Origin of the sequence: Mycobacteroides immunogenum, from assembly GCF_001605725.1 — a bacterium.
GTDB lineage: Bacteria > Actinomycetota > Actinomycetes > Mycobacteriales > Mycobacteriaceae > Mycobacterium > Mycobacterium immunogenum.
The window spans coordinates 1,202,999-1,215,950 of record NZ_CP011530.1 but is presented as its reverse complement, the minus strand read 5'-3'; the positions used below and the strand labels follow the sequence as shown (position 1 = coordinate 1,215,950).

At 61.9% G+C, this 12,952-nt stretch carries 10 protein-coding genes; 7 read left to right on the top strand and 3 right to left on the bottom strand.

Features of this window, described 5'->3' with window-relative positions:
- Positions 1 to 2 precede the first annotated feature (2 nt).
- Both ABG82_RS06030 and ABG82_RS06025 read right to left on the bottom strand, forming a co-directional pair.
- Complete coding sequence (locus tag ABG82_RS06030) at positions 3 to 1,652, bottom strand: fatty acyl-AMP ligase (RefSeq protein ID WP_043079720.1); 1,650 nt, start codon at positions 1,650 to 1,652, stop codon at positions 3 to 5.
- Positions 1,653 to 1,888: 236 nt separating this feature from the next.
- Positions 1,889 to 2,833, bottom strand: a complete 945-nt coding sequence (locus tag ABG82_RS06025; protein WP_078343541.1) for a 4-(cytidine 5'-diphospho)-2-C-methyl-D-erythritol kinase — start codon at positions 2,831 to 2,833, stop codon at positions 1,889 to 1,891.
- A gap of 266 nt (positions 2,834 to 3,099) precedes the next feature.
- Between ABG82_RS06025 and ABG82_RS06020 the strand changes: the two genes are divergently transcribed.
- The 3 genes from ABG82_RS06020 to ABG82_RS06015 all read left to right on the top strand — a co-directional run bounded on the left by ABG82_RS06020 (position 3,100) and on the right by ABG82_RS06015 (position 6,286).
- Positions 3,100 to 4,515, top strand: a complete 1,416-nt coding sequence (locus ABG82_RS06020) for a DUF1883 domain-containing protein (protein ID WP_054173097.1) — start codon at positions 3,100 to 3,102, stop codon at positions 4,513 to 4,515.
- A gap of 668 nt (positions 4,516 to 5,183) precedes the next feature.
- Positions 5,184 to 5,366 carry a hypothetical protein gene (locus ABG82_RS28160; RefSeq protein ID WP_054491372.1) on the top strand — a complete coding sequence of 61 codons (183 nt, stop codon included), beginning with the start codon at positions 5,184 to 5,186 and terminating at the stop codon, positions 5,364 to 5,366.
- Positions 5,367 to 5,380: 14 nt separating this feature from the next.
- A complete protein-coding gene (locus ABG82_RS06015) occupies positions 5,381 to 6,286 on the top strand; it encodes a bifunctional helix-turn-helix transcriptional regulator/GNAT family N-acetyltransferase (protein WP_043080181.1) in 906 nt (301 codons plus the stop codon).
- On the opposite strand, the gene ABG82_RS06010 is transcribed toward ABG82_RS06015, so the two are convergent.
- Positions 6,283 to 6,945: a TetR family transcriptional regulator gene (locus ABG82_RS06010; RefSeq protein WP_043080180.1), complete on the bottom strand. Its 663-nt coding sequence runs from the start codon at positions 6,943 to 6,945 to the stop codon at positions 6,283 to 6,285. The two genes, ABG82_RS06015 and ABG82_RS06010, sit on opposite strands and share 4 nt — an antisense overlap.
- 248 nt (positions 6,946 to 7,193) lie before the next feature.
- Between ABG82_RS06010 and ABG82_RS06005 the strand changes: the two genes are divergently transcribed.
- Genes ABG82_RS06005 through ABG82_RS05990 form a run of 4 tightly spaced genes read left to right on the top strand, consistent with a single transcriptional unit; the run spans position 7,194 to position 12,885 of the window.
- Positions 7,194 to 7,589 (top strand): MmpS family transport accessory protein, encoded by a 396-nt coding sequence (locus ABG82_RS06005; RefSeq protein ID WP_005118317.1) that lies wholly within the window; start codon positions 7,194 to 7,196, stop codon positions 7,587 to 7,589.
- Positions 7,586 to 10,531 carry an MMPL/RND family transporter gene (locus tag ABG82_RS06000; protein ID WP_043080179.1) on the top strand — a complete coding sequence of 982 codons (2,946 nt, stop codon included), beginning with the start codon at positions 7,586 to 7,588 and terminating at the stop codon, positions 10,529 to 10,531. The genes ABG82_RS06005 and ABG82_RS06000 overlap by 4 nt, the downstream gene beginning before the upstream one ends.
- A 46-nt stretch (positions 10,532 to 10,577) precedes the next feature.
- Positions 10,578 to 11,381, top strand: a complete 804-nt coding sequence (locus tag ABG82_RS05995; RefSeq protein WP_043080178.1) for a serine/threonine-protein kinase — start codon at positions 10,578 to 10,580, stop codon at positions 11,379 to 11,381.
- Between the two features lie 19 nt (positions 11,382 to 11,400).
- On the top strand, positions 11,401 to 12,885 hold the full coding sequence (locus ABG82_RS05990; RefSeq protein ID WP_052511132.1) for an amino acid permease: 1,485 nt from the start codon (positions 11,401 to 11,403) through the stop codon (positions 12,883 to 12,885).
- Positions 12,886 to 12,952: the final 67 nt, after the last annotated feature.

The following is a 12,952-nucleotide window of genomic DNA, read 5'->3' as shown; positions in this document are numbered from 1 at the left end:
GCTTAGATGACCAGTGCCACCGAATTCGAGCGGCGTAGCTTGCCCGACGGGGTCTTCGGGATGCTGCCCGGTCCGAGAACCACCACGTTGCGGGGCCGCACATCGACCTCGGCGACCACCTCGTGCGCGACCTGCTGCTCGATGCGGCGCACCTCCTCCGGGTTCTCGAAGGCGTTGGACTCCACCACAACCGCGAAGGTCTCGCGCTGATTCTTGGGGTCCACCCCGGCCTCCAGGCGCACGGCGACGGCGCAACCGGGCCGCACCCCGTCGACGCGACCGGCGGCGCGCTCGATATCGGTCGGGTAGATGTTGCGGCCCGCCATGATGATGACGTCCTTGACGCGACCGCAGACCACGACGTGACCCTTCTCGGTCAAGTAGCCGAGGTCACCAGTGTTGTACCAACCATTTTCGTCCTGCGCGGCCAGGAAACCGCCCATGGTCACATAGCCGGGGGTCACCGACTCACCCCGCAGCTCGATGACACCAACACCGCGCGCGGGCAACACATTCAGATCCTCATCGACAACCCGCGCCTCGATACCGGGCAGCAGTGGGCCGAGGGTTGCCAAGTGGCGCAGGTTTCCGCGAGTGGCGGGCACGGCACGACGCAGGGCGGCCAGCAGATCCGCATCGACCTCGTCGACAACCAGACCGGAGGCCTCGACCTCCGAGAAGGACACGGCCAGTGCGGTTTCCGCCATACCGTAGGCAGGCACCATCGCAGAAGCCTGGAAGCCAAATGGCTTTCCGGCATCACACAAGTCGTGAACCACGGCGGGGTCGACAGGCTCGGCACCGGAGAGCACGAACCGCAGTGTCGAAAGGTCGAAGTCGCCCGGCTTGGCCTGGTTACGCAGACGCTTGGCGAACAACGAGTAGGCGAAGTTCGGGGCGGCCGTCATGGTGCCCTTGTACTTATCGATCAGCCTGCCCCACAGCAGAACATCACGCATGAAGTCCATCGGGGTGATCTTCACCAGCTCGGCGCCGAAGAACATCGGCACCGTCAGGAAGCCGACCATGCCCATGTCGTGGAACAGCGGCAGCCAGCTGACCATCACGTCGATTTCGGGCTTGTACTTGGAGGCGACGTACATGCCATGCGCATTGGCGTACAAGTTGCGGTGGGTGATCTTGACGGCCTTGGGCGATCCGGTGGAGCCGGACGTCAGCTGCATGAGTGCGACCGAGTCCTCACCGGCCTCAACGGGCTCGATCGGGTCGGCGTCCCACAGATCCTTGATGTGCACGACGATGACGCCCTTTTCCTGGAGCACCGGGGCGGCGGCGTCGAACGGGGCGGAGACGATGACGGCCTTGGCGCCGATCATGTCCACGACCTTGAGGGTGTCCTCGGCCCACACGGCGAGGTCGGTACGCGGGGTCGGCTGGTGCAGCATCGTCAGCGAGGCACCGCGCATCCACACGGCCTGAATCGCCGGGGCGATCTCCACAGGCATTCCGACCAACATGCCGATGGCGTCGTCGGGACCGAGACCGGCGGCGGCCAAGCCGCCGGCGAGCTGCTTGGCGCGCTCGTGCACCTGCTTCCAGGTGTGCCGGACTGGAGTATCGGGTTCGCCGGTGACCATGCCCTTGCTGCTAGACAGCGCGTTGGCGTACAGCTCGTCGGTAAACCTGCTCACAGTTCCTCCTGGCCTAGGCCTGCTGGGCGAGTCACGCTTCCTCACCGGATGCTCCGCCACACGGGCCGTAACGTGCGGTAGGCGCGCACAGCCCCGTTAGCAGCGGATTCATATCGTTCAGGTGACAGTCCGGATGCCTTCTTATGATCCGCTAGCATCTTAGGCTTTTCTTAATGACCGACCAAACCCACTGTGATCTTGATCTTCGGCGTGTCGCGAAGGGTGGGAGTGTCGGGTCAGCCGTCGCTGCGTCCCTGAATAACCTGCGCACCATGCACGGGGCCGCTGGCCACCCGGACGGTGCGACACACCCCCGCGCCCGCCAGTTCCGCGCTGACGGCCACCGCGTCGTCGGCCGAAGTGCACAAGAACGCGCAGGTAGGCCCCGATCCGGAGATGATTCCGGCCAGCGCACCGGCGGACTCCCCCGCCCGCAGCGTCCGCCGCAATTCGGGGTTCAAGCTGACCGCCGCGGCCTGCAGTTCGTTACCGAGCAGGGGCGCCAGTCGGCGCGCATCCCCGGCCGCGAGCGCACCCAAAAGTTCATCTGATTCGGCGAGCCGTGGCGGATCACCGTTCTCACGCAGCCGGTCGATCTCCTTGAAGACCTGAGGTGTCGACAGGCCACCGTCGGCGAAGGCGAACACCCAATGAAAGACATTGCGCGCCAAGACGGTGGCCAATTGCTCACCCCGGCCGGTGCCCAGCGCGGTACCGCCATGCAAGGCAAACGGGACATCGCTACCCAGTTGAGCGGCCAGGTGATGCAGATCGCGGCGTGGCACACCCGCATGCCAGAGCTCATTCATCGCCACCAGCACCGCAGCAGCATCGGCCGATCCACCGGCCATACCGCCCGCGACTGGGATGTCTTTATTAATGAAGATCGAGACGTCGGGGGCGCGCCCCACATGATCGGCGAAAAGCTCGGCGGCCTGCCAGGCGAGATTGCGTTCGTCGGTGGGCACCGTGCCCTCGCCCTGCCCGACCACGTCGACCGACAACACGTCGGCGTCCCGCACGGTCACATCATCGGCCAGCGAGACGGCATGAAAAACCGTGGTCAGCTCGTGATAGCCGTCGTCGCGGAGGTCGCCTACGGCGAGGTACAGATTGACCTTGCCGGGCGCCCGAACGGTCACCGCGCCGGTAGGCACCCAATCGGAGACGGTCTCGGACACGTCCCTGAGGGTACGTTCTGCGGCGCGCTGCACGCGCAATCACATGCCTGGTGTTTCTGGTGTGGGCTTTGTAGACTCGGTTTCGCAACAGCACAACTGTGCCCACATTCGGGACGGGGTGCTGTTTTTTCATATCGCCGCCCACTTCCCGGGCGTGCCCTATCTGCCCGCCTCCGCGCGACAAACCCTGACCCGCCACCTCCTTGATGCGCGGGCCATTTCCATTGCGTCATTGCGTCGATCACTAACCACAAGGAGTATTTGTCATGAAAGTTCCATACATGAACCTGGGGCAACAACCGGCGGGGACGGTTGTCGAAGTCATCATGCAAGGGGGTGAAGCATTCGTGGAAGTACTCGACGACCAAAACCTGGGCCTACTCACCAGCGGGCAAGTCCACACCTACTTCGGCGGCCCCATCAGCGGCACCTTCCAATGCACCCTGCCCACCACCGGCATCTGGTACGTCCTGGGCATCGCCACCGCAGGCCCCACCCAAGCCCAAATCTTCACCACCGCACCCACACCCAACGGCGCGCGCCTGCCCTGGGCACAAGACGCCCAACCCATCGAACTACAAAACGGCGAAGTACCAGACGGCACCGCCACCGCCGTCGACGAACCAGTTAACCCCGGGGACACGCCCAGCGATCCGCTGACCCATACGTACACGGCCAGCCAGTTCAATCAGACTGCCATCGAGGTCGGCGGCGGCCCGGGTTTCGACTTGGCACATAACGCGCAGGGCATTCGCGCCGACGAAGGAGTGCTCATCCAGGACGGCCGGATCATGTTCGGTGACGCCGCTCAAGTTGCCAGTGGACGGTACGGAGACCTTCCGTACATCAACACGCCGATGTACAAGTACCACCTGAACGAAAACGGGATGCCGATTCTGGATGGTCCACCATTACCAATTCCAGAAGCAGACATCGAGTTGGGCCGTCGGATCATCCCGATCGGCAGCACAGGGCCGAACCCTATGCCGAACGGACAAGGCCTCCTCTTCGGAGCAGTATGGGGAGACCCGGCTAAACCCGGTAAGAATGACTCGGATTTCCGCCCCGACACTCTGGTTTACGACACTCGCAGGCAAGGACCATTCACATCAGTAGCCACAATTAAAGGCCTCCGAATGGTCACCGCAATTCCGTTTGGCGACAATCAGTTGCTGATTTCCGGAGTCTCCGGCGAAGGCAGTAACGTTAGTAGAAAGTTGTTTCTGACACCGCCGCAGCAGAAGCCAGGCGACTGGAGTTTCCTGGATCAGCAACATTGGACGCGGATGCCTGGAGAATTCTTGGTAAATGACGACGCGTCCGCCGATATTGCATCATCACTCTTCCGTTTCGAGACTCCGACAGGAACCCAATATGGCCTCCTTACCCCCAATCTGGACAATAGTGGAATCGATATGCGACTATCCGCGACACCCGAGGGCCTAATGAGCGCCTTACCTCAGCATGTCGTACCAACAGGCACTATGCCGTGGACCTTTCTGTATGCGCCCACCAAAACCCAGATCACCCCACTACCTGACGGCAGTTATGACATGGCAATGACATTTAGTGCCCGACAAATCCCAGACGGGGTAGATCCAAAACAGATTGGAAGCCAAACTTATGAAAACGTTTTTGGCCACGTGATGATTTTGCCATCACAAACGATACAGGATAATTGATATGAGACACCTCACAATTCCCGCCGCCGCAACCATTCTTTTGGCCGCCACCCATCCAGGCTACGCACTTGCTGCACCAGAAGGATTCCCCGACCCAAGTCAATTCACCGAAACCACGGTCGAACACATCAAACGCAACACCCAAGCAACTATCAACTCGTTCGCAGCATTCAAAACACCAGATGGGCTCGAATGCCAATTCGTTCCTCACTCTGCGGGATGCTGGGGCCCTTCCTCGGACGCGATCCCAGGGTTCCCTCCAGATGCGCCCAACCAGTCTGGTGAAAACATGCCCTGCCTAGTCCAAGCCGTAAGCTTCGGAGGCCGGACCAACGGGACAGATGCGCCTGAACCAGGACACTTCCGCATTCAATCGCAGTGCGCAGGTACGGCGTCACCCATCCTTCCGGCGGGCCAGAAGGTAACGCTCGGAACCACCGTCTGCCTCGTCGGCGAGGCAAAACTCACTGCCTGCACGGATGGCAACCACGGCTTCGTCATTCAGCCGTCCGACTCCTGGGTGTTCTGACCAAAACACCGGCCCCACGAATGCGCCGCAATCAGGCAGCCATATCGATGACAGTGCCGGATTGGCGCATCCTCCTCAATGCCTCCTCAATGCCTCGTCAATGCCTCGTCAATGCCTCGGAAGCCTGTTAGCCGCGAAGGTGAACAGTCTCGACGGCCTCGATGTGGTCACCGCCTCCGTTCAGCTTCTCGCCCTCTGGGGCCGTCCGCTGATCGCGGTGACGACCCTTCGCGGAGACGAGCCCACCACACCCCCACCGCCGGTGGCAGCGGCGGCCTTGACGGCATCCTCGAAATCGGCTTCCACTCGAGCATTCCTCTGACTAAAGTCAGATAAATGACCGATACTCTGGTCGACGGACTGCGCAGCTTCAACCGGACTGTCACGCAACGGATAGGAGTCCTGGAGAGCGAGTACCTCGCCCGTGACCGCCCGCTCGGACAGTCGCGCGTGCTGTGGGAAATCGGGGACAACGGCTGCGATATCCGTGAGCTACGGGCTCGCCTGGGCCTGGACTCGGGATATCTCAGCCGGCTGCTGCGTGCATTGGAAGGTGCCGGGCTTGTCGAGGTGACCGTGGCCGACGGCGACACCCGGGTGCGCACCGCCCGCCTCACCGATACCGGCCGTGCCGAACTGGCCGAACTCGATCGTCGCTCCGATGATCTGGCGTATTCGATTCTTGAACCCCTCAGCCCGAAACAGCGACAACGGCTGGCCGATGCCATGGCCGAGGTCGAAAGGCTCTTCGTCGCCTCGCAAGTGCAGATTGCCATCATGGATACCCGCTCCCCCGAGGCCCGATACTGCATCCGCGCCTACTTCGAGGAGATCTCCGCCAGATTCGAAGACGGATTCGATCCGGCACTTACCCTCCCGGCCGGCGATGCCGAACTGTGCGCACCCGCCGGGCTGTTTCTGGTCGCCACCTTGCACGAGGAGCCCGTCGGCTGCGGCGGGCTCAAACTGCCACCAGCCACCGACACCGCCGAGATCAAACGGGTATGGATCTCCCCCACTGTCCGCGGCATGGGGCTCGGGAAACGCCTCCTCGACGAACTCGAGCGGCAGGCGACGGCGCGCGGCGCCCACGCGATTCGCCTGGACACCAACCAGGCGCTCACCGAGGCGATCGCCATGTACCGGTCGGCGGGTTATGCCGAGGTGGCCGCGTTCAACCAGGAAAAGTACGCACACTTCTGGTTCCAGAAGCGCCTGGATGCCCAGAACCTTTCGCCCTAGGCCCTTTTCGCCGCTCCGATACATGTCGCGGTCAGCAGCCGCGTGAGCGTACTGCCGAAATCGGTGTCCCAATCGTCCGGAATGCCCGGCTCGTCACGGACGTCGTGCTCAAGCCCCTTGGGGGGATGAGCGAACTGCCACAACATCGCGGCAAGCGCGAAGGACGACATCACGATGTCCAGTGCGCCCTCGCGATCGATCTGTGGCGCCGATTGCTCTATCGCCTCAACGATGGTCATCGCGGCCGCCTGATTTACCCGCTGCGCCTCACGAACCTGGTCGATGACCACCTCGTGTTCAAAGTGCACGTAATGACTGCCCAACAGATCGCAGAACAGCGGCGCGTCCACCAGGGCGCCCGCCAGTATCGTGCCGACCTCGACAGGCGACCGCTCCCGCGAGCCCCCCAGGGCCGTACACACCGACTCGGCCAACGCCGCCATGCCCTCCGTCGACAGCCGCAGCAGCACCTCTTTATGTGAGCTGAAGTAACGGCGTACCGCGGAGTGATGAACACCGGCACGGTTGGCCAGACCGGTGAGAGTGACCGACGCGACACCCGACTCCAGCGCCAATGCACGAGCGGCTTCCATAATCGTCGCCGCACGTTGACGCTTGTTTTCCTCGGAGCGGGCGCGCCGAAAACTCAGGGATGTCATCCCCCTCAAGATAACGCACGGCGTGTGACTTGCGGGTGCATGAACCCACTGGTAGGTTCCCCATAACGCACATGTCATGCGTTAAGAATTGAATGCTTCATGTGTTTTTGGTCAGCAGCTCACCCTGATGCCCTGCAGGTGAAGCATTGCTGCTCCGCTGGTCCGCAGTAAGCGATCTGATCTACAGCAACGGGTGAAGGGGTCCTGCGATTTTTGGCGTTCTGAAGCGGGCTTGGATCCCGGTGGTGATGGTCCTCGTCCTGGTCATCGCAGGCTTCGCGGTCTGGCGGATTCGTGGCATCTTCGGCTCGCATCAGCTGCCCACCTACGCCGGCAGCATGACCGACGACAAAAACAACTCCAAGCCCAAGCATGTCCTCTACGAAATCTTCGGCCCGCCCGGCACCATTGCCGACATCAACTACATCGACAAGGAAGGGGAGCCCCACCAAATCAACGGGGCGACGCTACCGTGGTCGATCGAGATCATCACGACCGCGCCGTCGATGACGGGCAACATCCTGGCGCAAACCCGCAACGCCGATGGATTGGGTTGCCGCATCACGGCCAATGACGAGAAAAAAGACGAGAGGTATACCAACGAGGTGAGCGCCTACGTCTACTGCTTTGTGAAGTCCGCATGAGCGGGGCGCACACAAAGGGTGAGCCCACCTTCGTGGCCAAATGGATCCGGCGCCTGTCGGTCCCCATTGTCATCGCCTGGATAGCTCTCGTCGTCATCCTGGCGCTCTCGGCACCACAGCTGGAACAGGTGGGCCAAGAGAACGCCGTTTCACTGAGCCCGTCCGACGCGCCCTCCATGAAGGCCATGAAGAACATGGGGCGGCTCTTCCAGGAGTCCGACTCCAACAGCGTCACCATGATCGTGCTCGAGGGTGACCAGCCCCTGGGGCCCGGCTCGCACAAGTTCTACGACGAGATGGTGTCGAAACTGCGTGCCGACACCAAACATGTTCAGCACGTTCAGGATTTCTGGGGTGATCCGCTCACCGAGTCCGGGGCGCAAAGCACCGACGGCAAGGCCACCTACGTCCAGGTGAACCTCTCCGGCGACATGGGTGAGACGCTCGCCAACGAATCGATCGAAGCCGTTCGCGACATCGTCAAAAAACTCACGACAGATGAACACGGCAACGCCAAGCCCATGCCCGACGGCCTCAAGGTGTACGTCACGGGCGCGGCCGCTCTCCAGGCCGATATGGGCCACGCCGGCGACAGCAGCATGCTCAAGATCACCGGGCTGACGTTCATCGTCATCATCGTGATGCTGCTGTTCTTCTATCGGTCGCTCTTCACCGTGCTCATGGTGCTCCTCATGGTGGGCATCCAGCTGGGCGCCGCACGCGGAATGATCTCGGTACTGGGCGATAACCACATCATCGGGCTATCTACCTTCGCGGTGAACCTGCTTGTGGTGCTGGTCATCGCGGCCGGAACCGACTACGCCATCTTCTTGATCGGGCGGTATCAAGAAGCACGAGCCAATGGGCTCGACAGCGAGGCCGCGTACTACGAGATGTTCCATGGCACAGCACATGTCATCTTGGGCACCGGATCGACCATCGCGGGCGCCATGTACTGCCTGAGCTTCACCCGCATGCCCTACTTCCAGACCATGGGTGTGCCCTGCGCCGTAGCGGTCCTGACGGCCGTCGCCGTCGCCCTCACCGTGGGTCCCTCGCTGATCACCATCGGCAGCAAGTTCGGACTCTTCGAACCCAAGCGCGCCATGCGCATTCGCACCTGGCGTCGTATCGGCGCGGCCATCACGCGCTGGCCCGGCCCCATCCTGGCCGCCTCGATGGCCATCGCCATCATCGGCCTGGCCGCGCTGCCCGGCTACAAGACCAGCTACGACGATAAGAAGTACATTCCGAAGGACATCCCCGCCAACCAGGGATTCCAGGCCGCCGACCGGCACTTCGATCCGGCCCGGATGAACCCGGAGATGCTGATCCTGGAGTCCGACCACGATATGCGGAATTCGGCGGACTTCTTGGTGATCGACAAGCTTGCCAAGGCCGTTTACCGGGTTCCGGGAATCGCACGCGTGCAAGCGATTACCCGCCCACAGGGCACACCGATCGAACACAGCTCCATCCCCTTCCTCATCAGTGCCCAAGGCGTCGGCCAGGTGCAGAACATGAAGCTGCTGAAAGACCGCATGGCCGATATGAAGGTCCAGGCCGACAAGATGGGCGTCATGGTGGCCACCATGAAAAAGATGCTGGCCAACATGACCGAGCTCACCGGCGTGATGCACCAGATGATCGCCGATATGCACACCCTGCAGGGCACGATCCATGACATGCGGGACAGCATCGAGAATTTCGATGACTGGTTCCGCCCCATCAAGAACTACTTCTATTGGGAGAAGCACTGCTTCGACATCCCGGTATGTCAGGCGTTCCGTTCGATCTTCGAGGTACTGGACAAGATCGACGACCTCACCGACAACATGGACGGCATGATCGTGTCCATGGAGAAGATGGACCTCATCATGCCCAAGATGGTCGAGGACATGCGGGACATGATCCCGCTCATGGAGTCCATGCAGGACATGATGCTGACGATGCACAGCACCATGGCCGGCATGTACAACCTGCAGGACGAGACCAGCAAGGACTCGACGGCCATGGGCCGGGCGTTCGATAAGGCCAAGAACGACGACTCCTTCTATCTGCCGCCCGAGATCTTCGACAACCCGGATTTCAAGCGCGGCCTCAAGATGTTCCTGTCTCCCGACGGCAAGACGCTGCGCATGATCATCTCCCACCGCGGCGATCCCACCACGCCGGAAGGGCTTTCGCACATCGAGCCGATCAAGTTGGCGGCCGTTGAAGCGGTCAAGGGCACGCCCCTCGAAGACGCCAAGATCGAACTCGGCGGTACCGCAGCGACATTCCATGACATGGCCGAGGGCGCGCGTTACGACCTGATGATCGCCGGCATCTCCGCGCTGTGCCTGATCTTCCTGATCATGCTGCTCATCACGCGCAGCTTCGTGGCCTCGCTGGTGATCGTCGGGACCGTGTTGCTCTCCCTGGGAGCATCATTCGGTCTCTCGGTCATCATCTGGCAGTACATCCTGGGCAAGGAACTGCACTGGATGGTCATGCAAATGGCAATCATCGTGCTGCTGGCGGTGGGCTCGGACTACAACCTGCTGCTGGTTTCCCGGCTTAAGGAAGAGCTGCCCGGCGGCCTGAAGACGGGCATGATCCGGGCCATGGGCGGCACCGGAAGTGTGGTCACCTCGGCCGGCCTGGTCTTCGCCTTCACCATGATGGCCATGGCCATCAGCGACCTGACCATCATCGGCCAGGTGGGCACCACGATCGGCCTTGGCCTGCTGTTCGACACCCTGGTGGTGCGGTCATTCATGACACCGGCCATCGCGACCATCCTTGGGCGCTGGTTCTGGTGGCCGCTGAATGTGCGCACCCGCCCGCTGCCGCCGCCCCGGACACCGCAACCGAATTCCGCACCGCCTCCCCCGGCGCCCGCACCCGTAGGCGCTGGACCGGATCTCGCGACCACAGAGTTTCCCCGACCGGCGTACTGAACCGAATCACTGCACCATTACCGGCGACTCGTGACACCCTCGGTGTATGCCGGTACCGGGTGATGAGTTTTGCGGCTACGTCATCGACGCTCTCGCGGGCCGTGGCGGGACAGCCCAGGTCTACCTCGCGCACCGCGTGGCGGACCGGCGTGAGGTCGCCCTGAAGATACTGGAACCGCGGCATCGAAATCCCGAAAACATCGACCGCCTACACCGTGAATTCGATTTCGCCCAACAGTTTTCACATCCGCGCATCATCACCGTCTACGAACGCGGCGAGGACTGGCTGACCATGGAGGCACTCACCGGCGGCTCGGCGAAAGACCTCGCGAGCACGGATCAGCGCTGGATCATCTCGATCAAACTGACTGTCTTACAACAGATCGCCGGGGCGCTCGACTACATCCACGAGGCGCAGGTCGTGCACTGTGACGTGAAGCCGTCGAACATCATGCGCAGGATCTCAGGCGATGCCGTACTCACCGACTTCGGCATCGCCCAGGAGCTCGCCCTGGCCGACGGGCCCCGACGACCCGTCGTGCACACCTCACTGCCCTACGCCGCACCGGAGGTGCTGCGCGGGCAACCCGTGACGGCCGCCACCGATCAATATGCGCTGGCCTGCACCGCCGTCGAGCTATTCGATGGCAAACCTCCGTTCACCGCCCGCACCATGCTCAAACTCGCAGATATGCATCTCAACGCCACGCCGTGGCCAATCTCATATCGCCATAAACACATCCCCCGAGCTTTCGATTCGATCGTCGCCAAGGCAATGTCCAAGGATCCGTTAAGCCGCTACCCGACATGTACGGAGTTCATAACACTTTTGACACACGCGATGACCTAATCCCCGGTACCGTCGCCCCATGGCGTCTCCAGCTAATTACGATGTGTCGGCCCTCACTCGGGAGGACGAGGGATATCACAAAGGCTTGAAGAACCGCCAAGTCCAAATGATCGGGATCGGCGGCGCCATCGGTACCGGCCTGTTCATGGGCGCCGGTGGCCGGCTGAATAGTGCCGGGCCCGGCTTGTTCATTGTGTACGCGATCTGTGGGTTGTTCGTCTTCTTCATGCTCCGCGCGCTCGGCGAGCTGGTGTTGCACCGCCCCTCATCTGGATCCTTCGTGTCCTACGCACGTGAATTCCTTGGCGAGAAGGCCGCATACGTTGCGGGGTGGATGTGTTTCGTCAACTGGGCCTCGACCTCGATCGTGGATGTGACCGCCGTCGCGCTGTACATGCACTACTGGGGTGCCTTCAAGGCGGTGCCGCAATGGGTCATCGCACTCATCGCCCTCATCATCGTGCTCACCATGAACATGATCAGCGTGAAACTCTTCGGCGAAATGGAATTCTGGGCGGCGCTGATCAAAGTCGTTGCACTGGTGGCTTTCCTGATCTTCGGCATCGTATTCCTGGCCGGTAGGTTCACCGTCGACGGCTCCACCACCGGTCTGTCCGTGGTCGCCGACAACGGCGGACTATTTCCGAACGGCCTGCTGGCGCTGGTGGTCATCACCTCCGGAGTGGTGTTCGCCTATGCCTCAGTGGAACTGGTGGGCACCGCGGCCGGCGAGACCGAGAACCCGGAAAAGGTGATGCCCAAGGCCATCAACGCCGTGGTGTTCCGCATCGCCATCTTCTACGTCGGGTCACTGGTACTGCTGGCGCTGTTGCTGCCGTACACCACATACAAGGCCGGGGAAAGCCCGTTCGTCACCTTCTTCGCCCGGGTCGGGGTTCCGCACGCCGGCGACGTCATGAACTTCGTGGTGCTCACCGCGGCACTGTCGAGCCTGAACGCCGGGCTGTACAGCACCGGCCGCATCTTGCGCTCGATGTCCATGAACGGCAGTGCGCCGTCCTTTCTTTCACGGATGTCATCGGGCGGCGTGCCCTACCCCGGCATTCTGCTCACCGGATCGTTCACCGTCTTGGGCGTGTTCATGAACATGGTCATCCCCGCCAAGGCCTTTGAGACCGCACTCGACGTCGCAGCCCTGGGCATCCTCGCCTCGTGGGCCACCATCGTCATCTGCCAGCTGCGCCTGTTCCAGTGGTCGCAGCGCGGGATCTTGAAGCGCGGCAAGTTTCAGATGCCCGGCGCCCCCTATACCGGGTACGCCACCGTCGTTTTCCTCATCGCGGTACTCGCCTTGATGTGTTACGAAAATTATTGGAACCTGGTGGCTATCGGCATCTTTACACCGCTGCTGATCATCGGCTGGTACCTGCAGAAGGATCGGGTGCTGCGGCTCGCACAGGAGCGGGTGGGCTACACCGGCGCCTACCCCGTGATCGCGGAGACGCCGATGATGGACGACCCACCCAACCTCGGCGACAAATAGGGCGCTCCCTAGCGCCGAGATGACATTGAGAGACACCCTCTCTCAGGAAATACGTTCGTAGATGTCA